The organism is Dyadobacter sp. CY312, assembly GCF_021390535.1.
Lineage (GTDB): Bacteria > Bacteroidota > Bacteroidia > Cytophagales > Spirosomataceae > Dyadobacter.
On the sequence record NZ_JAJUXG010000019.1, the window covers coordinates 28,776 to 47,978 of the forward strand.

The following is a 19,203-nucleotide window of genomic DNA, read 5'->3' on the forward strand; positions in this document are numbered from 1 at the left end:
TTTTCCGGATTAAGTAAATATCCACCAATATTCAAACGAATCCATCTGGCTTTTTTATACAGTAAACATATCACATCAGCTTTGATTCCTTCTTCGCATTGGTTGGATCTTCCAATAGGTAAGGCTGCGCCACAACCATTCCAGCGGACCAAAATAAAAATGGCGCAGCCACAGCGGACTCAAGAAAATTTGTAAAATCCATATTGCAAATACAACATAGAAAATTTGATAGTATTCTAAGGTTGCGTAATAATTGAGACCGTAGCCAAAAAAGAAAAGCGTACAGATCACCGTATGCATGACGTAATTAGTGAAAGCCATTTGCCCCACAGCTGCCAGTTTATTTAAAAGTGACTGCATAGCTCCTGAACGTATAATAAGCATAACCAGAGATGCATGTGCCATCACCAGTAAAATGCGTTGAAACGGGTAAATGATATTAACCCATACAATTGGGTGCTGCTCCATATGGACGAACGATGCAGCCAGATTCGGCATGTTAACAAAGCCGTAATAAAAGTCATAGAGTACAAGGGGAAGGCCAAGTCCGTAGCCTAGCAGGATGGTGAACTTGTACTGTCGTTTCGACCATTGGTTTGTAAAAAAGCCCCATTTTAAAAAGGCCATGCCAAGTAACATGAGCGCCAGCGGATCTGCTATGGTATACATAAGATATTTTGTCTGAAAGTCCCAGGACGATTTTCGTATCTTTTTTGCAACGGTACTGTAATCAGACTTCATCTTCTTTGTATTATCACGAATATCCTGTTCGTTGGGAATAAACTCTTTTTCAATTTCGCGCCAGTTACTCAACACGGTCTGTTGAGCTGCACTTGGTTTATCACCTGCCTGAATTTCCTTTTGCACCTTCACGTAATCTAGCCGTTTCTGACGCATGTCTTTGTAAAATGAATGGCTCAAACCGAAGTCTAATATCGCCACAAGTGGTACTCCGAAAGCAAGGTACATTGGTTTCATTTTTCTGAACAGGAAGGCGATCATGCCGATGACACCATAGGAATACAGAATATCACCTTCCCATAGCAAGATATGGGCATCGGCGAGGCCAAAAAGTACAAGCCAGCCCATTCTGCGATAAAATAAAAATGTGGTTGACTTGCCTGCTGCTTCCTTTTTTGTTGTAAACAGAAGGATTCCTGCTCCAAAAAGCATTGAGAATAAGGCTCTCATTTTTCCTTCAAAAACAACCAGAATAACCGCTCTCACCCAAAAATTAACGTTTTCAGGATCAGTCCTGAAAATTTCAGAATATCGGGAGGGCATCGAGAATCCCGGGATGTTCATCAAGAGTATTCCAAGAAGGGCAATTCCCCGCAGCACATCAATGGTTTCTATACGGTTGAGCTGCGATACAGGTGCAAGCTTTATTTCCTTTGCGGCAATAATATTTGCGCTTTCCATAGTTTATATCATTAAGATCGTCACCGTGAGGGTTCTGATAAAATTAATGATATAATACTTTACCGTTCAGGTTATTACCTTTTACTTATTATTCGGCATAATCACTGCCTGCCTGCTGGATATTGCGTCAATTAAATATATTTAAGTGTACTTAAATTGAACGATATGCAATAAACGTAGTGTCGCAATTTTGAGTGCAAAGAGCGTTACTTCAAAACAAGAAACAGTGAGCTGCCAAAAGGGCCACTTGAAAGCATTGTTTCTTCGGTTTTCATGGTAAGATGGAGCAGACCGTTTATGAAATCACCCGGGTATTTTACATCCGAATCGAGCTCGGATACATTTACCAGGCCTTTTTTAATCTGATATTTCTGAAATTGACGCACAACCCAGATGGGTATAGAAAGTAAAAATGGCCAGTAGGTACGGTAATCTATCTTTAAATCTGCACGTTTGGAATAGCCGATGAAATCGTCGAGCACAAATCGTCGTGAGCTTCCCACAGCCAGGTCATGCGTACCTGAAAATGCTTCAAATGCGTGAATATTGATGATGATGATTCCATTCGGTTTTAGCCTTTTTTTGAAAACAGATAATGTATGTACAATCTCATCATCCGTCAGAAAATAAAGTGCATCGTTGCAGCAGATGACGTCATACATTTCAGATGGACGGAAATCTTCGACACGTTTTAAATCTCCTGGTCCCACATCCAGATTTCGTTCCAATGAAAAGTCAACTGCGTGGGATGAATAATCGAATCCAGACAAATTTTTGAAACCCTGTTCTTTAAGAAATGAAAGCAGTCCGCCTGTACCGCAGGCGGCATCCATTATTTTCAGCTCCGGATTGATTCCTCCAAAATGTTTTTTTATTTGCGTCAAAACTTTGTTGTGTAGTATTTGATACCACCAAAGTGTTCGCTCCACATCATACATTTTTTGGTATTCGAGCCGGTTATCTATCATATACTCTCGGTGCTATTGTATTTTATAACATACTGAGGCTGGCCGCTCTGTGCCATGAAGCTTTTTCCGATGTATTCACCCAACACACTCAGAAGCATACATTGAATGCCACCAATAAACATAATGGCAGCAGTAACAACCTGCCATCCTTTGGGATCGGGGCCTATAACCCATTGCCCAAGCAGAAACATGAGCAGTAAAGATCCCAGCAGAAACAAACCAAGACCAATTGGCATAAAAAGCCTGATGGGTAGTGAAGAATAGCAGAAAAGGATGTTAAGGAACAGGGATATCAGTTTGCGCCAGGTGTAATTGGATGTCCCTTCTTCCCTTTTTAAGTGCGATACCTGCACTTTGCCAATGTTGTTGGTAATCCGGAAGATCAGTCCATCAATGTAAGGATAGGGTCCCTGATATTTAATAATTTCCTCAACTACCTCCTTTTTGATTAGTTTGAAGCTCGATAAATAGAGATCTTTTGGTTTGTTGAGTAAATAGCTGGTGATCCAGTTCACTACTTTGCTGCCGAAATTTCGGTGCCGGGCATGCTGCTTTTTAGCATAGTGAGTATAAACAACATCATACCGGCCGTTTTCAGCTACGGAAAGTAGCTTCAATATCTCCTCTGGAGGGTTTTGGAAGTCATCGTCGATCATGACAGCGTAATCGCCATAGGCCCAGTTAAGCCCGCACATAACAGCATTAAACTCCCCGTAATTTCTTCTGAGCGATATGAAACGAACGTTGGAATAAGTTGAGGCTATTTGTTTACATATTGTTTCCGATGCATCGCGACTGCTGTCATTAACCATCACAATTTCAAAAGAAATGGTTTCCAGGGCAGTTTGAAGTCGCTCCACCAGCTGTCGTATGGTTGACTCGCTGTTGTACACGGGAATAATTACAGATAACTTCATTTTAATTATTTATTAGAGGTCGAAGTTGTTGAGTGCTTCTATGATCTGCGAAACTTCATTTTCCGTCAGCATTGGATGTAATGGCAGGCTCAATACCTCATTGTGAATCTGTTCCGTAATGGGGAGCGACAGATTCGCAAGATGCTTGTAAGCCAGCTGCTTGTGTACCGGAACAGGATAGTGAACGTTGGTTTGTATACCCATACTGTCAAGATGATCAACCAGCTTTTGTCTTTCCGGATGCCTCACCACGAATATATGCCATGCATCTTCTTCGGGTCTGTCGCCGGGAGGTAACAGCAGGTTTTTAACTTTTATTTCATTCAGATATCGTTGCGCAATCTCCTTTCTTCTCTGGTTGTCAGAATCAAGGAAGGGAAGTTTAATGCTCAGAATAGCTGCCTGTATTTCGTCCAAACGGCTGTTTACACCCTGATAATCATTCTTGTAACGCACCTTGGAGCCGTAATTGCGCAGATAAGCGATCTTTTCGGCAAGTTCGGGATCCGATGTAGTTACAGCTCCGGCATCTCCCAAAGCTCCCAGGTTTTTGGTCGGATAAAAACTGAATGCAGTTGCGTGGGCAAGGCTTCCTATTTTTCGATTTTTATAAACGGCTCCGTGCGCCTGTGCAGCATCAGTAATTACTTTCAGATTGTGTCTACCGGCAATTTCCATAATCTGATCCATCTCGCAGCTTCTGCCATAAAGATCTACCGTAATAATTGCCTTCGTTTTATCAGTGATTCTGCTTTCGATCAGTTCAGGATCCAAAAGCATTGTCTTATTATCAGGTTCTACCAATACGGGGGTCAGGTGAAGATAACTTACCGGCAAAACCGAGGCAATGTAGGTGTTGGCAGGAACAATAATTTCGCTCCCGACCGGGAAATCAAACGCCTTCAATATTAACGTGATGGCGTCCAGTCCGTTGGCAACACCAACACAATGATCACTTTCGCAGTAATTGGCAAATGATGTTTCAAAGGTCTTAAGTTCGTTACCCAAAATATACCAGCCCGATCTCAATACGCGTAGTGAAGCTTGTTCAATGGCCTCGAGATGAGGTTCATTGATCTGATTTAAATCCAGAAACGGGATCATTGAGAAATAAGCTGGTTCAGTTCGTATGGTTCGTCAATATAATCTGCCTGATCGTAGCATTCATTTGAGAGTACCAGGAGAATAGCATCTTCGGAGAACGAATCCATGATGTGCCAGTCTTTTGGTTCAAGAATGAGGCATAGCGTTGGATTATTCAGTGAGAAATACTCCTCATTTACACCGTCATTGGAATATACCCGGCAACTGCCATGTATGCAAATCAGTGCATTCCAGGTTTTGTGATGTCTGTGACCGCCACGGCTCGCATCTCCTGCTCCATAAATATAAAAAACACGCTTAATAGCGCCAGGGACGATGTTTTCCAGAACGGTGAGGTTGCCTGCGTCTGAGCTAAAAGTATTCAGCTCAACTAAATGTGGCATAGAGGATGAATTTGTTAGGGATGTAAAATTTATCAAATATGACGATTTAATATTTTTCTAATACCAATTGTTTAGAAAATTAATTCGAATTCTTATAGCAAAAATATCTTATTTGTAGTCTTTAAAAAATATTCCGAATTATTTTATCGTAAAATTTGTATACACCAAACATTGTACTGTACAGGTGAGCAGCAATGGCTAATTTCCTATTGAACAAAATCTCGCCTTCCTGGCTGAATGCGCTCAACAAGATGTGACTATTTCCAGCTCGAAACGATACGGCTACCCTCTTCGGTTTGTTCAATCTTTAAATAGGTTTGAATCTCTTGTTGAAGCTCTTCTACATGGCTTATTATACCAACGATACGGTTCTCTTTACGAAGGGATTTTAAAGTCTCAAAAACAGTTTGCAAAGCATTTTTATCCAGAGATCCGAAGCCTTCATCCAAAAAGAAGAAGTTATGTCTGGATTCATTTCTTATGTGAATATGATCGGCAAGTGCCAAAGCAAGGGAAAGCGCAGCCTGAAATTTCTGTCCTCCCGATAGCGTCTTGAGCAAGCGCATGTGCCCGCCATTGAGCAGATCCCGCACCCAGAAACTATTTCCTTCGCCCAGTTCGAGATGCAGTTGCTGATGCGTCATCTGATGAAATCGGTGGTTTGCAGCCTGAATCAGATTTTGCAGGTAAATACTGGAAGCATAGTCGACAAAACCACTTGACCGGAAAAGTTTGGCAAGATCATCAAGATGTGATTTTCTGACCTGTAAACGACCTTTTTCTTTCAATAGAAGGCCTTTCTTTAAAAAATCGTCTGTTAGTTTTTTGAGCAAACCATCCAGCCGTCCTTCCTCTTTTCGCAGTGCGTTCAGATTAACAGTAAGTTCATCTTTTTCTTTAATAAGCTGTTCGTGCAGTTCAGTACTGTATATTTTGTCCTGATTTTCTTTTTGTAAGATTTCCAGGTCCCTTTTTACAGTTCCCAGCGCAGTTTTGAAAGCATCAATTTCTTTTCTTTCCACATCAATTGAGATGTGCTTTTCAAGTATGCTTTCTACTTGTTTTTCTGATTCAAACTCATGTTTGAGCAACTGCTCATGAATGGACACCTGTATGCGTTTCAATTCATTTTGGTTGATTGTGAGTGTTTCCAGTAACGTAGCCTGACTACCCGAAATCGTATTTTTTTCTTTGTCCAGCACGTCAATCTGAGTTTCCGTCTGCTCGTAAATTTGTTTTACTTCTTCAAACGATTTTTTGAGACTGAGTACTTTTTCAATTATTTCCTGTTTTTCTGTATGACTAAATTCTGTCAAACTGACCTGAACCAGCTGCCCGGACAAAGTTGACGTAGTATTCTCAATCCTTAAAATTTCATTTTTCAGCTCTTGCAGCGGTTTTTCAATCTGCTCTGTTTTGTCGAGAGAAGCTTTTTCTATGTCTGCGTTTTTGGCTTTAAGTTTAATCTCATTGTCTTTAATCTGCTTTTGGAGCTGCTCCATAAGTGCAAGCTTACTTTCAAAAGCTTCACGGTTATCTTTGCTGAATTTTTCCCAGACAAAAAGCAGATCATGTGCCTTAATACGGTCCTTCAAATCTGTATACCGTGCTTTTATAGCGGTCGTTTGTTTTCCCAAATGATCAATTGCAGCTGAATCTTTTTCAATATCGGCGTGGAAACGGCGTATGGAATCTTCCAGTTTTTGAATCTGATTGCGGCGACTGTCCTTAACTGTAATTTGTTCCGCCAAGTTTTCTTCTACATGCAATACGGACGGATGATGCTCTGCTCCACATAAAGGACATGGTTCGCCATCTGCGAGATTTGTTGCATACTGATTCAAAGCCATTTGGGTTTGGATCAATAGAGTCTGTTTGGTCAGGCCTTCTTTTTCTGTTTCACTTGTCCTTAAATAATTTTCAACACTGGCAGCGATCGTCTCTTTTGAAGAACCAACCTCTAAGTTCAGACCGAAGAAACTGCTTGCTTTGCTTATTTTTTCTTCACGTGCTGTTGTGGCGTTTTTAATTTCGGCATCCAGGTCAATGGCTTCTTTGTAAACTGCTTTCCGGTTTTGCTCCAATTCGTCTGAAAGAGCAAACCATGCCTTAATTTGGCTTAATATATTGACATCAATGAGTTGTCCTTTTTTGAGCTCATTTTCGTCTTCAATAGTTAGTTTCTCTTTTTTGTATAACGCAATAAGCTCCTCCTGATTTTTTAGTTTTTCTTCGGTTTGAGTTAGTGCGATGTAATGATTCTTTATCCTGGATGCCAGATCTTTAATCTGAATCACTTTTTCGAGTTCTTCGGCCAGGTCCAGCAATTCCTGACGTTTTTCGTAGCGATCGTGTAAGCTGGTCAGGATTTCCTTTTTCTGATTTAATAGATTGGCCAGCTCCGTTTCGCGAATGGTATTCTTTTCATGAGAAGACTGATCCCGGATTATATCAGTTTTAAGTCTTTTCTGCTGATCCAGAAAAGTCTTGAGGTGAAGCGAGCAGATTTCAAAAATTCTAAGATTTTCTTCACGTTCAAGTATGCCTGCCTGTTGCGACTCAAAACCCAAAAGCTGATTTTTAAGAAGCTGCATTTTCTCAAATGCGGCTTTTACTTGCTGCAATTGTTCGAGCTGCGAAGTTTGGCTTATAAGCTGGTTGTTGACTGCTGTAATTTTTGATATCACCTCCGTTTTGAGGGAATCCTGTTCAGCGATCATTTCCTGCGTTACGTCGCCAATACCTTGCAACTGCCCATCCAGATTGGAAAGTTCAAGATCGTTGCGTTTACTTAGCGTGCCCACATTCCTGCTCAGGTCGTATTTTTCGAGCTGGAAAAGCTCTTTCATCATACGGGTTCTCTCTGCATCTTTCAGTTCTATAAATTCCTGAAAACGGCCCTGAGGAATGATGATCGTACGTCTGAAATTATCGTAACTCAGACCAATGATGCTTTCTGTTGTTTCATTTTCTGAAAGGGGTATCCAGTTATTTTCTTTCCAGATGTATGCCTTTCTTTCGAAGGTTTTTACCTCTTTAAAATTTTTGCTATTCCGTTTTCCTTTTACCGTAAAGCGGTATAATTCTGCATTTTTTCCTGCAATACATTCAAAATCGATCAACAGTTCATCTGACCGCAGGTTCATCATGTTGTATGTTCTGTCGTCCCCGGCTTTGTTGAGGCGTTCAGTATCACCATAAAGGGCAAAAGTAATGGCTTCCAAAACGGATGATTTTCCGCTCCCCACTGATCCAAAAATACCAAACAAGGAGGCATCCGTAAGTGCATCAAAATGGATTTCCTGTTCGGTTTGATAAGAATACAAACCTTTAATTTTGAGGTATTTAGGAATCATAGCACAGCGGTTGGCTTTCAGCTTTTGGGTAGGTTGCCCAAGGCCGTTGGCTTATTAAATGGTCAATTTCTAGAAAGATAATTTTTATCTGCTTGAAGCCGAGGGTTCGTCCATGATCATGGAAAGCAGATCGTCCAGATAATCTCTGTCGTTGCTCAGTCTTGGGACTTTGTTTTGCCCGCCCAATTTCTTGCGTTTGCCCATCCATGCATAGAATGTTCCTGCAGGCACAAAATGGATCAGGGGTTCCAGTAGTGCCATGTCTTTATAGCGTTTGGCATCATAGTCCGAATTTACTTCACGAAGTACTTTATCCAGAATTTGTGAAAATCTTTCCCGGTCATCAGGTTCCTCAGTAAATTCTATGATCCATTCGTGACGTCCGCGGGAGCCGTCGCCCATATACACCGGTCCGGCTGTGTAGTTTGCCACAAGTGCATTCGTTTCACTAGCCGCCACTTTTATAGCATGGTCCGCATTTTCAACGATCACTTCTTCTCCAAAAGCGTTGATAAAATGTTTGGTACGTCCGCTTACTTTCAGACGGAAAGGATATTTGGACGAGAATTTGACCGTATCGCCAATCAGGTAACGCCAAAGACCGGCGTTGGTGGATATAACGAGCGCGTAGTTTACACCCGTTTCTATTTCGTCCAGTAACAGCGCTTTGGGATGAGGTTTTCCCAATTCATCCATGGGGATGAATTCATAAAAAATACCGTAATCCAGCATGAGCAACATTTCTCCGATTTTGCTCAGATCATCCTGAATTGCAAAGAAGCCTTCGGATGCACTGTACGTTTCCAGATATGTTACCTGATCGGATGGGAAGTATTTTTTAGTAAACAGTTCTCGGTATGGTTCAAAAGAAACTGCTCCATGTATGAATGCCTCGAAATCCGGCCATACTTCCAGCATATTGTCTTTTTTGGTCAGATCAAGAATCTGATCCAAAAGAACAATCGTCCACGTAGGTACACCAAGAATACTGGTTACATTTTCCTTGGAACATATGGTTGCCATTTTTTCAAGTTTGCTTTCCCAGTGATCCATGAGTGCGACTTCCAATGGAGGAGTACGCATCAGTTCGCCCCAGGCAGGCAAATTTTGCATAATCACTGCGGATACATCACCCACCTGTGTATAGTCATCGAAGGGATTAGCATGCAAAGTTCCACCGATAGAAAGACCTTTTCCATCAAATACGCGCGTTTCGGGGCGGTTATGAATCAGAAGCGACATCATATCTTTTCCACCTTCATAATGGCAATCTTCGAGTGCTTCCGGTGATACGGGAAGGTATTTACTGCGGGCGTTGGTGGTGCCGGAAGATTTTGAAAACCATTCGATGGGAGAGGGCCAGAGTACATTCGGCTCGCCTTTCAACACACGTTCTATGTATGGATATAATTCTTCGTAGGAAGAGACCGGAACCTGTTCCTGGTATTCTTTAATCGTTTTGATCTGGCCATAGTTATGCCTTGTTCCCCATTCGGTATACCGGGCCGTTTCGATAAGCTCGGAAAATATACGTTGCTGGGTTTCAACCGGATTTTTCATAAACTGTTCTATCCTTTCAAAGCGTCGCTTCAAAAACCAGACAGTCATATCGTTCACCAGTTTCATAACGTGTGGGATGGTTAAGACCTTAAATTTGAAATTTCGTAAAAATAGCAAATAAAAATGGTGAGAGAACAGAATGGAACTGTTTCCCTCACCAAGCTTTGTATGATTTAAATCTTAAGCTCTGGTACTGAACTTTCTGTAAATAAAAAGAAGCAAAACGGCTCCAAGTATTGCTATAAACAGACTTCCAATATTAAATCCGTCGACGGTGCCAAAGCCGAACATGGACGATATCCATCCACCAACCACTGCACCGGCAATACCGATTAGGATGGTGATGATGAAACCACCCGGATCTTTACCAGGGTGAAGTGCTTTTGCAATAGCTCCGGCCAGAAGGCCAACAATGATCCAGGTTAAAATTCCCATTATGTCTTTAGTTTATTGTGAAAAATTAATTGTCAATATTATAAAAAGCGTGCCTCAGAAAAAAGCATCTTCATTCTATTCAGGAATAATGTTGATAACGAATTAATTATTTGTCAAAAAACATATTGCTGCCACCGGCTTTTTTTGCTGTTGTAGAACCTATTTCCTGGTAATCTGCCTGGATACGCGCCGAACTTTGGCGGGTTACCGGAGCGCCTGTAATGAGTGACAGCGCTTTGTTCAAAAGCGGATCTTTTACACTGCCATATGGATACAGCTTTGTTCCTTCAGTTACTTTAGCAGTGGGGGTGAATCCTACGGAGTAGTCCGACTGTTTCAGGCTGTTGAAAGATTTGGTAACAATAGGTTGCATACCCCATTTTATACCCTTGTCCTTGCCCGTAATCGTGATGGAACCTACATTTTTACCATAAGTTACATCACCAACCAGCGTCACGTTCATAAATGGTTTAAGCCCGTTGATGAGCAGCTCACTGGCAGAAGCTGAGTTTTTGGAGGTCAGAACTACAAGATTGGTAAGGTTCGCTCCGATGTTCTGGGATTTTGTCTGGAATTTCTCGTAAAAGAAACTGGCACCATATTGTTTTTCCAGAGCCGGAGTTACCGTTTTGTTGTATTCTTTGTGGTAGAAAACATCGTTGGCAGTCACTTTCCCGATCAGGCTGGCAAGACTTGTGGCTGAGCTCACATAACCGCCACCGTTGTAACGTAAATCCAGAATGAGTGCATTTACATTTGCAGATTTAAATTTGCCAAAAATACCTTCCAGTTTCTGATCGTAAGCTTTTGACCCGCTTACACTGTCAGGTCCCGGAACAAACTGGTGATAAACGATGTAGCCAATTTTATTGGAGCCGTATTGGTAAAGGGTATCAAAATGAACAGGGTCTTCCTGCAACGAAAGTTTTGTAACCTGTTTTTTTAATGTTCCTTCCGTAATCACTCCGGCGTCGTCGATGCTTCCTAGTGTGAAAGTCAGAGCACCGTCGGCATTTAGTAAAGCATTATAATTGGAGCCGGTTAGCTTTTGGTCGTTAATGTGCGTGAAAATATCGCCGCGCTTGAAACCTGCTTTGGCGGCCGGGGAATTCGGGAGCGTGTACAACACAATTCCAACCACGTTTGTGGATCCGCTGGGGTAATACACGAGTTTGAAGTCCATTCCGGTAGTTGTCGATTTTCCGTTCAGAGATTCCTCAAGTTCATCCGCGCTTTCCTGTATCCACGAAAACCGGTCTCCGTTGGGATTGGTTGTTGCGTCATATTTGTTAAGCAGTGAACTGAAAAATGCACCTGGTTTCAGAGATTTATCCGGGCTCGCCGGAATGGTTTCATTCCAGTAATACCAGTACTTCATGTTAGATAGTATCCAGTCATTGGTCTGGCCGTCCGAAGCCGGATCCACCGTTTTATCCTTGCAGGAAGACAAGGCTCCCGCCATTATCAAAATTGCCAGCAGACGTTTTAATCGCATCTTTCTAATTGTTGAAATCCATAAAAACTTCACATATAATGTCGCATGCATCATTCATTTGTTCCTCATTGATAACCAGCGGAGGTGCAAACCTGATCTTATTGCCATGCGTAGGCTTACAAAGCAAACCCTTGTGCATCATTCTATAACAAAGGTCCATTGCTGTATTACTTTCTTCCGTATCGTTGATCACGATTGCATTCAAAAGCCCCTTTCCACGAACGATTTCAATCAGATTACATTGCTTTTGAAGATCCTCCATTCTACTTCGGAACAAGAGTCCCATTTTCTCAGCATTATCTGCCAGGTTTTCATCATCAACCACCTGCAAAGCAGCAATGGTAACTGCACAGGCAAGCGGATTGCCTCCGTAGGTAGAACCGTGTTCGCCGGGAGCAATCGTTAGCATTACCTCATCATTAGCCAAAGCGGCCGAAACAGGCATTGTACCTCCGGAAAGCGCCTTTCCTAAAACCAGAATATCCGGTTTTACATTTTCCCAGTCACACGCCAGGCGTTTTCCGGTACGTCCTATTCCGGTTTGAACTTCATCAGCAATGAAAAGGACATTGTATTTTGTACACAAATCCCTTACACCTTTCAGATATCCTTCCTTCGGGACCACCACACCTGCTTCGCCCTGAATGGGTTCTACCATAAAACCTGCGATGTCCGGGTCATTCTTTAAAGTATTTTCAAGAGCATCGAGGTCGTCATAAGGAATAATTATTACTCCAGGTAAAAACGGACCGTAGTCGTCGGTGCTTGACGAATCCGTTGAAGACGAAATGGCTGCCAGCGTTCTGCCCCAGAAATTTCCGGAAGCGTATACCGTTTTGGCTTGGTTTGGGGCAATGCCTTTTACTTTGTACGCCCATTTGCGGGTAAGTTTGAGTGCAGTTTCGCCACCTTCCACGCCACTATTCATCATCAGGACTTTATCGTACCCGAAATATTCACACAGAAACTTTTCGCATTCTCCAAGTTTGTCGTTGTAAAAAGCACGTGAAGTAAGTGTGAGTTTTTGAGCCTGCTCCACCATTGCATTCACAATTTTCGGGTGGCAATGTCCCTGGCTTACGGCACTGTACGCAGACAGGAAATCAAAATACTGCTTGCCTTCAACGTCCCATACGTGCACACCCAGGCCTTTTGCAAGCACAACCGGCATCGGTTTGTAATTGTGAGCACCGTAGCGGTATTCAAGCTCTATTGCATGTTGAGAAGCATCCACGAAAGTAGTATCTGTATAGTGAGTCATTAAATATACGCCTTTAAGCTGTTGTTAGATTTGGTTAGTAAAAATACATAAAAGGTTACTGATTATCAGGTATGGCCTGTTGCCATGCATTAATTTATAAAATGATTATATTTGTTAATAGTGATTTTTGTTTTTAGCCTAAGGATTTAAATTTCTATCCGTATAATTCAATTAACTAGGAAACACAACTATGAAGTTACAATATATCGCAGATAGCGAGGGTATTACGACTGGTGTTTATATACCCATTTCCGATTGGGAGGAATTGAAAACGAGGTTCAAAGGAATAGAAGAAGAGGAAACCTATGATATTCCTGAGTGGCACAAAGATGTAGTTTTATCTCGCCTGGAAGAATTTAAAAAAAATCCTGAGTACGCTTTGGATTTTGAATCGGCGATGGATGATTTAGAAAAAAATATCTGATGTACAGGGCTGTAATTCTGCCTGATGCAAAAAAGGACATTCAGGAAGCTGCTCTCTGGTACAATGAACAGCAGCGGGGACTTGGCAATCGTTTCATCCGATTTGTAAGAATAAAAGTCTCCAAAGTTTTACTTAATCCTCAGCTTTACATTGTTCGTTACTCTGACGTGCACACTGCTTTGTTGGATGTTTTTCCATTCATGATTCATTTTACGGTTAATGATAATACAAAACAGTAATAATTGTAGCGGTGCTACATACCAGTAGAAATCCAGCTTTGTGGGACGATAGAGGATAATTATCGAGCTATTGGTGATTCATTCGCATTCCTGCGCTAACTTTGCAGCAGAATCTCATAGGGGTGCCCAACCGAACGGGCTGAGATCATACCCATACAACCTGATCCGGATAATGCCGGCGTAGGGAGAGAAAGCTTAAATGAAAGAATACGAAGGTTAATAACCTTCAAATGAATACCATTCTTAGCTGTTATCGCATTTTATTTTTTTAATCGAGGATAGGTGGCCCCTGCCTGTTCGTAAATATTTTTATCGCTATGCGAAAATTTACGACCTATCTGTTTGTGCTGATTTTTAGTGCAATAACCGTGTCCCATGTTTGGGCGCAAAAAACAATTTCCGGCACAGTTACCGATGCTGCCGATGGCAAACCATTGCCTGGTGCGACTGTCCGAGCAGGAGAAATTCGGGGAGCTACCACCGACAAAAACGGCAACTTTTCTTTGAAGAACATTGCCGAAAATATTTCTATCCTGAATGTTTCCTATGTTGGTTATCAATCTCTGAAGCTTGATCTTACGGAACAGAGCAGCGTTGTAAATGTAACACTGACTAAAAGCACTTACCAAGCCGATGAAGTTATCATCAGCGCAACGCGTGTGAATGATAAAACGGGAATGGCTTACACCAATGTGAGTGCCGAGACTATTGAAAAACAGAATCTTGGTCAGGATTTGCCGGTTTTGCTCAATTTTACGCCGTCGCTGGTGAGCACCAGTGATGCCGGTGGTGGTGTGGGATATACCGGAATTCGTATCCGTGGATCGGATGCAACGCGCATTAACGTTACGGTTAATGGAATTCCCTACAATGATGCGGAAAGCCAGGGTGTGTTTTGGGTGAATATGCCGGATTTTGCTTCGTCGGTCAGCAGTATTCAGGTGCAGCGCGGCGTCGGGACATCTACAAACGGTGCAGGAGCATTTGGAGCTAGTGTCAATATCAGCACCAATGCTTTCCGGGAAGAAGCTTATGCAGAATTGAATAATTCATTTGGCTCGTTCAATACCTTTAAAAATACCATCAAACTGGGTACCGGGCTGATCAGCAATAAGTTTTCAGTGGATGGCCGGCTTTCGAGAATATCGTCGGATGGTTTTGTAGACCGCGCTTCTTCGGAGCTTCATTCCTATTATTTGTCGGGAGCATATTATGGTAAAAAGAGTTTTATACGTGCCAATGTCTTTTCGGGGAAAGAGCGTACGTATCAGTCGTGGAACGGTGTGCCAGAGGCAAAGCTGAGGGGTGATCGGGAAGGTATGCTGGAATACATTGGTAGAAATGAACTGAGTGAAAAGGATGCAGAAAATCTTTTGAATTCAGATGACCGAACCTACAATTCATATACTTATAAAAATGAGGTAGACAACTATCGCCAGGATCATTACCAGCTTGTGACTTCACATACACTTACCGATAATCTTACGCTTAACCTGAACGCATTCATGGTTCGCGGTTTGGGATATTACGAGCAATTCAGGCCTGGTGCAAAATACAGCAGCTACAATCTGCCGAACGTAGTCGTTGGAGCCGACACGCTGGAACGAACGGATATCATCAGAAGAAGGTGGCTGGATAATTACTTTTACGGAACGACTTTCTCACTGGATTACAACAGTTTCAAAAAACTGACGGCAAGCGTTGGCGGAGGATGGAACAAATATGATGGCGAGCATTACGGACAGATTATCTGGGCAAAAAATGCAGGCAACATTAGTAATGAGCATCAGTACTATTTCAATACTGGTATTAAAAAAGACTTCAATATCTATGGTAAACTCTATTATCAGTTTACCGAAAAGCTGAATGGATTTGCTGATGTACAATTCCGGACTGTGAGTCACTCCATTCATGGAAATGATAATGATCTGATCAATCATGCGGTGGATCAATCTTACTCTTTTGTGAATCCCAAGGCAGGTTTGACGTATCAGATTGCTCCTCAGAGTTCAATTTACGCCTCTTACAGCATGGGTAACAGGGAGCCAAACCGGGACGATTTCACGTACGCGACGGCACAATTATTCCCCAAACACGAAACACTTCATAATGTAGAGGCAGGAGTGCGTACACAAAAAGGAATCTGGGCTTTTGCAGCCAACTATTACCTGATGAATTACAAGAATCAGCTTGTTCTTACCGGGCAGATTAATGACGTAGGAAATGCGATGCGCGTAAACGTACCGAAAAGTTACCGGATGGGTATTGAACTGGAAGGTGCCGTTGTGTTTAATAAAAATCTGAAATGGAATGCAAACGCCACTTTTAGCCAGAACAAGATCAATAATTTTACAGAATACGTAATCGATTATGATACTTATGAATACCGTACCATCGGGCATGGGAAAACAGATATCTCGTTTTCTCCTAATGTCATAGTTGGCAGCCAGTTGACATACAGCCCAAAGAAAAACCTGGAACTCGCCTTGCTGACCAAGTTCGTAGGCAAGCAATATCTCGATAACACATCGAACGAAACCAGAAAACTGGATGCCTATTTTACCAATGATGTACGGTTGACTTACACGGTGAAGCCATCCTGGATGAAAGAAATTACCTTCAATTTGCTGGTCAATAACATTCTGAATGAGCGGTATGAGTCTAATGGTTATACTTATGGATTTTATCCTGAAAAAACACAAGCTCAGCCAAATCCCCAGCAAATCCGGGAGAACTTCTATTTTCCGCAGGCCGGGACGAATTTTTTAGTTGGGGTTAATTTTAAGTTTTAAGTATTGACCACGGAGTTTAGAGGAGGAAATACAGAGTTTCACGGAGTTTTATAATAAAATATCTCAGTGAAGCCCCGTGTTTAAACTCCTTTTAACTCCGAGGTTAAAATGGTACGGGATTTGCTGTAATGTCCTTATGTATATTATAATCTGATAAATCGTTATATTTAATGTTAAATCCGGACTGAAAGGAACTTGCAAAACCACCCATTTGTATGCAAACAACATATCACATAAAAGCAAGTGACGTAAATACAAGCCTCATTGCTGATATAAAAAGCCAATTTAGAGGAGAAGAAGTGTTGACAATTACCGTTTCATCCGAACAGACGAGTGAAGCTCTTGATCCTGTATATCGGTTTCTGGAACTGGAAAAAAAATATCCCCCAAAACGGGTTTCCAATGACCTTGATTTCAATTCCATCGTTAACGAAATGAATGGTTGATTGTGGAGTATTTCGATTCAGATGTAATTTTTAATTTTCTTGTAATCCAGGATCCTGATAAGCATGAAGAAGCCAGGAATCTTGTATTTAAAGCCATTGGCAAAGGGACCTTTGTTACCTCAACACTCACTATCCAGGAGGTTGGTTACGGTCTTGCAAGGTTTGGCCTCTCAAACGATGAAATTGAAAGTAAACTTTCGTTCATCGCTTCGCTTGATCTTGCTGTGGTCACACAGGCCAATATCGTAAGAGCGTTGGATATTGCTAAAATGATAGGCTTTAAACATATCAATGATTGCGTTCACACTGCTTTGGCAGAAAGTCTTTCTCTTACAAAATTCTACACCTATAACAATTCAGATTTTAAGAGGATACAGAAGCATACAAATATTGAGATTTCTATATTGTAGAAATTTTGATAGCTAAATCGTGAACGTAACTCATCTGTTTTGTCTATCTATCTACTTTCTGGTTACCTTTGCCGCATGAATTTGAAAAATGACCTTTTACTACGTGCGGCGCGGGGCGAGAAAACCGAACGTACTCCTGTTTGGATGATGCGCCAGGCTGGTCGCATTTTGGCTGAATATAGAGCTGTACGTGCAAAAGCAGGAAGTTTTATCACCCTTGCGACTACGCCAGAAATGGCTGCGGAAGTGACATTGCAGCCTGTGGATCTGCTTGGAGTGGATGCCGCGATCATATTCTCCGATATTCTGGTAATTCCCGAAGCGATGGGTTTGCCTTACGAAATGGCTGAACAGCGTGGACCAATATTCCCGAATACAGTTCATACAACCGCGGATCTGGAAAAACTACATGTTGCTGAACCGGAAACGGATCTTAAATACGTACTTGACGCTATCAAACTGACAAAGCAAGGACTTGATAACCGGGTTCCGCTGATCGGTTTTGCAGGAGCTCCTTTTACGATTTTTTGTTACATGACGGAAGGGAAAGGTTCCAAGACTTTCTCGGTTGCCAAAAAACATCTCTACGCTGATCCGGCTTTTTCTCATTTGTTGCTTCAAAAAATAACAGACAGTACAATCGCTTACCTGAAAGCACAAATACGTGCTGGTGCTGATCTGGTTCAGATATTTGATTCATGGGCTGGAATCCTTTCTCCTGAGCAATACCGGATATTCTCTTTGCCGTATATCAAGCAAATTTGCGATGCGATAACGGAGGTGCCTGTTACGGTTTTTGCCAAAGGTGCGTTCTTTGCAAGAGAAGAAATCAGTCAGTTGAGTTGCTCCGTTGTAGGGCTCGACTGGAACATGGATATCGCCGAATCCCGCAAGCTTATTCCAAATAAAACGTTACAGGGAAATCTTGATCCTTGTGTTTTATATGCGTCTTATGATCAGATCAAACTGGAAGTGAAGAAGATGCTGAACCAGTTTGGAACGCAAAATTACATTGCAAACCTTGGTCACGGCGTTTATCCGGACACTGATCCCGATAAAGTACGTTGCTTCATCGAATCTGTTAAAGAATATTCTGCTTAGTTGTTAGGTTACACAGAGATAAAAGGAGGTACACAGAGTTTTATTTAAAATCTCAAGTCCCGGTTAAAGAGCCAATAATTTTCTCTGTGACCCCGCGCGGCGTCCGCTCTTTTTAATCTCTGTGAATCTCTGTGTAACCTAAAACCACTTTATGCCCCCAAAAAGCAAATGCGTATTTCTTGACCGTGACGGTGTTCTGAATGAAGAATTGGGTGATTATATACAAAATCTGGAAGATCTGATCATTCCCGAAGGAGTTCCCGAGGCATTGCAGTTATTAAAATCCGCAGGTTTTCTATTGATTGTGATTACCAATCAGGCTGGTATTGCAAAAGGATTGTATGGTCCGGAACTGGTTTATGCCATTCATGAAAAAATGCAGGAAGCTTCGGGAGGCATGTTGGATGATCTTTATTTTTGTCCGTATCATCCTTCTGTTTCAGGAAGGTCTCTTTCAAGAAAACCGGACTCTCTGCTGCTTGAAAAAGCCATAGCTAAATACAACATTGATCCTTCACAATCGTGGATGGTAGGAGACAGAGCCCGTGATATGGAAGCAGGGAAAAAGGTGGACTTACAAACAATTCACATCGTGACGGGTGATGAGACGGCGACAGGGGATTACTTTTCGGCTAATTTGCTGGAAGCAGCCAAAATAATATTGGCTAGTGGCACGAAATAAAAATACATACAAACTTCATTGAAAGCCTGTATGCTTAATATTCAACAAAAAAATGAATTAAGCGCGCTCCGAAGGATTAACTGGTGCTGCTTTCTGACTTGATCCGTAAGCAGGACAAGCATGTTTGGTGCAGGATGCCATTGCCATTGTACCGCAAACTGCAAGAAGGAATAATAATTTTTTCATCAGGTGTGAAATGTTAGATGTC

General features: G+C 41.9%; 18 protein-coding genes and 1 riboswitch. Of the genes, 7 read left to right on the top strand and 11 right to left on the bottom strand.

Annotated elements, in window-relative coordinates:
- Positions 1–75 precede the first annotated feature (75 nt).
- The 10 genes from LZG71_RS24460 to rocD all read right to left on the bottom strand — a co-directional run bounded on the left by LZG71_RS24460 (position 76) and on the right by rocD (position 12,901).
- A complete protein-coding gene (locus LZG71_RS24460) occupies positions 76–1,422 on the bottom strand; it encodes a DUF418 domain-containing protein (protein WP_233824920.1) in 1,347 nt (448 codons plus the stop codon).
- 206 nt (positions 1,423–1,628) lie between these two features.
- Positions 1,629–2,390 (bottom strand): bifunctional 2-polyprenyl-6-hydroxyphenol methylase/3-demethylubiquinol 3-O-methyltransferase UbiG, encoded by a 762-nt coding sequence (locus tag LZG71_RS24465; RefSeq protein WP_233824921.1) that lies wholly within the window; start codon positions 2,388–2,390, stop codon positions 1,629–1,631.
- The gene (locus LZG71_RS24470; RefSeq protein WP_233824922.1) at positions 2,387–3,307 is read right to left on the bottom strand and encodes a glycosyltransferase family 2 protein; all 921 of its coding nucleotides are present in this window, start codon (positions 3,305–3,307) and stop codon (positions 2,387–2,389) included. Before LZG71_RS24470 ends, LZG71_RS24465 begins: the two co-directional genes overlap by 4 nt.
- Positions 3,308–3,319: 12 nt before the next feature.
- Complete coding sequence (locus tag LZG71_RS24475) at positions 3,320–4,411, bottom strand: DegT/DnrJ/EryC1/StrS aminotransferase family protein (protein ID WP_233824923.1); 1,092 nt, start codon at positions 4,409–4,411, stop codon at positions 3,320–3,322.
- The gene (locus LZG71_RS24480; protein ID WP_233824924.1) at positions 4,408–4,794 is read right to left on the bottom strand and encodes an FdtA/QdtA family cupin domain-containing protein; all 387 of its coding nucleotides are present in this window, start codon (positions 4,792–4,794) and stop codon (positions 4,408–4,410) included. The genes LZG71_RS24475 and LZG71_RS24480 overlap by 4 nt, the downstream gene beginning before the upstream one ends.
- A 257-nt stretch (positions 4,795–5,051) precedes the next feature.
- On the bottom strand, positions 5,052–8,150 hold the full coding sequence (locus LZG71_RS24485) for an SMC family ATPase (protein WP_233824925.1): 3,099 nt from the start codon (positions 8,148–8,150) through the stop codon (positions 5,052–5,054).
- A gap of 84 nt (positions 8,151–8,234) precedes the next feature.
- A complete protein-coding gene (locus tag LZG71_RS24490) occupies positions 8,235–9,776 on the bottom strand; it encodes a GH3 auxin-responsive promoter family protein (RefSeq protein ID WP_233824926.1) in 1,542 nt (513 codons plus the stop codon).
- A gap of 114 nt (positions 9,777–9,890) precedes the next feature.
- Positions 9,891–10,145, bottom strand: a complete 255-nt coding sequence (locus LZG71_RS24495; protein ID WP_233824928.1) for a GlsB/YeaQ/YmgE family stress response membrane protein — start codon at positions 10,143–10,145, stop codon at positions 9,891–9,893.
- Between the two features lie 106 nt (positions 10,146–10,251).
- Complete coding sequence (locus LZG71_RS24500; RefSeq protein WP_233824930.1) at positions 10,252–11,640, bottom strand: S41 family peptidase; 1,389 nt, start codon at positions 11,638–11,640, stop codon at positions 10,252–10,254.
- 4 nt (positions 11,641–11,644) lie between these two features.
- The gene (gene rocD, locus LZG71_RS24505) at positions 11,645–12,901 is read right to left on the bottom strand and encodes an ornithine--oxo-acid transaminase (RefSeq protein ID WP_255713194.1); all 1,257 of its coding nucleotides are present in this window, start codon (positions 12,899–12,901) and stop codon (positions 11,645–11,647) included.
- Between the two features lie 190 nt (positions 12,902–13,091).
- Between rocD and LZG71_RS24510 the strand changes: the two genes are divergently transcribed.
- The 7 genes from LZG71_RS24510 to LZG71_RS24540 all read left to right on the top strand — a co-directional run bounded on the left by LZG71_RS24510 (position 13,092) and on the right by LZG71_RS24540 (position 18,995).
- Complete coding sequence (locus LZG71_RS24510; RefSeq protein WP_233824931.1) at positions 13,092–13,325, top strand: hypothetical protein; 234 nt, start codon at positions 13,092–13,094, stop codon at positions 13,323–13,325.
- A complete protein-coding gene (locus tag LZG71_RS24515) occupies positions 13,325–13,564 on the top strand; it encodes a hypothetical protein (protein WP_233824932.1) in 240 nt (79 codons plus the stop codon). Before LZG71_RS24510 ends, LZG71_RS24515 begins: the two co-directional genes overlap by 1 nt.
- A 108-nt stretch (positions 13,565–13,672) precedes the next feature.
- Positions 13,673–13,768, top strand: a riboswitch (TPP riboswitch).
- Between the two features lie 113 nt (positions 13,769–13,881).
- On the top strand, positions 13,882–16,356 hold the full coding sequence (locus LZG71_RS24520) for a TonB-dependent receptor (protein ID WP_233824933.1): 2,475 nt from the start codon (positions 13,882–13,884) through the stop codon (positions 16,354–16,356).
- 215 nt (positions 16,357–16,571) lie between these two features.
- The gene (locus LZG71_RS24525) at positions 16,572–16,802 is read left to right on the top strand and encodes a hypothetical protein (RefSeq protein WP_233824934.1); all 231 of its coding nucleotides are present in this window, start codon (positions 16,572–16,574) and stop codon (positions 16,800–16,802) included.
- A 2-nt stretch (positions 16,803–16,804) separates the two neighbouring features.
- Positions 16,805–17,212: a type II toxin-antitoxin system VapC family toxin gene (locus LZG71_RS24530; RefSeq protein ID WP_233824935.1), complete on the top strand. Its 408-nt coding sequence runs from the start codon at positions 16,805–16,807 to the stop codon at positions 17,210–17,212.
- A gap of 75 nt (positions 17,213–17,287) precedes the next feature.
- Positions 17,288–18,313, top strand: coding sequence for a uroporphyrinogen decarboxylase (gene hemE / locus LZG71_RS24535; protein ID WP_233824936.1), 1,026 nt, complete (start codon positions 17,288–17,290; stop codon positions 18,311–18,313).
- 151 nt (positions 18,314–18,464) lie between these two features.
- The gene (locus LZG71_RS24540; RefSeq protein ID WP_233824937.1) at positions 18,465–18,995 is read left to right on the top strand and encodes an HAD-IIIA family hydrolase; all 531 of its coding nucleotides are present in this window, start codon (positions 18,465–18,467) and stop codon (positions 18,993–18,995) included.
- A gap of 57 nt (positions 18,996–19,052) precedes the next feature.
- Here the strand turns inward: LZG71_RS24540 and LZG71_RS30505 are convergent, their stop codons facing one another.
- A complete protein-coding gene (locus LZG71_RS30505; RefSeq protein WP_255713198.1) occupies positions 19,053–19,181 on the bottom strand; it encodes a hypothetical protein in 129 nt (42 codons plus the stop codon).
- Between the last annotated feature and the right edge of the window lie 22 nt (positions 19,182–19,203).

Excerpts from the sequence above, each read along its gene's own strand:
- LZG71_RS24465 (WP_233824921.1), bottom strand. The coding sequence starts at position 2,390 with ATGATAGATAACCGGCTCGAATACCAAAAAATGTATGATGTGGAGCGA.
- LZG71_RS24490 (WP_233824926.1), bottom strand. The coding sequence starts at position 9,776 with ATGAAACTGGTGAACGATATGACTGTCTGGTTTTTGAAGCGACGCTTT.
- LZG71_RS30505 (WP_255713198.1), bottom strand. The coding sequence starts at position 19,181 with ATGAAAAAATTATTATTCCTTCTTGCAGTTTGCGGTACAATGGCAATG.
- LZG71_RS24475 (WP_233824923.1), bottom strand. The coding sequence starts at position 4,411 with ATGATCCCGTTTCTGGATTTAAATCAGATCAATGAACCTCATCTCGAG.
- LZG71_RS24500 (WP_233824930.1), bottom strand. The coding sequence starts at position 11,640 with ATGCGATTAAAACGTCTGCTGGCAATTTTGATAATGGCGGGAGCCTTG.
- LZG71_RS24460 (WP_233824920.1), bottom strand. The coding sequence starts at position 1,422 with ATGGAAAGCGCAAATATTATTGCCGCAAAGGAAATAAAGCTTGCACCT.
- rocD (WP_255713194.1), bottom strand. The coding sequence starts at position 12,901 with ATGACTCACTATACAGATACTACTTTCGTGGATGCTTCTCAACATGCA.
- LZG71_RS24480 (WP_233824924.1), bottom strand. The coding sequence starts at position 4,794 with ATGCCACATTTAGTTGAGCTGAATACTTTTAGCTCAGACGCAGGCAAC.
- LZG71_RS24520 (WP_233824933.1), top strand. The coding sequence starts at position 13,882 with ATGCGAAAATTTACGACCTATCTGTTTGTGCTGATTTTTAGTGCAATA.
- LZG71_RS24510 (WP_233824931.1), top strand. The coding sequence starts at position 13,092 with ATGAAGTTACAATATATCGCAGATAGCGAGGGTATTACGACTGGTGTT.
- LZG71_RS24485 (WP_233824925.1), bottom strand. The coding sequence starts at position 8,150 with ATGATTCCTAAATACCTCAAAATTAAAGGTTTGTATTCTTATCAAACC.
- LZG71_RS24540 (WP_233824937.1), top strand. The coding sequence starts at position 18,465 with ATGCCCCCAAAAAGCAAATGCGTATTTCTTGACCGTGACGGTGTTCTG.
- LZG71_RS24470 (WP_233824922.1), bottom strand. The coding sequence starts at position 3,307 with ATGAAGTTATCTGTAATTATTCCCGTGTACAACAGCGAGTCAACCATA.
- LZG71_RS24525 (WP_233824934.1), top strand. The coding sequence starts at position 16,572 with ATGCAAACAACATATCACATAAAAGCAAGTGACGTAAATACAAGCCTC.
- LZG71_RS24515 (WP_233824932.1), top strand. The coding sequence starts at position 13,325 with ATGTACAGGGCTGTAATTCTGCCTGATGCAAAAAAGGACATTCAGGAA.
- hemE (WP_233824936.1), top strand. The coding sequence starts at position 17,288 with ATGAATTTGAAAAATGACCTTTTACTACGTGCGGCGCGGGGCGAGAAA.
- LZG71_RS24495 (WP_233824928.1), bottom strand. The coding sequence starts at position 10,145 with ATGGGAATTTTAACCTGGATCATTGTTGGCCTTCTGGCCGGAGCTATT.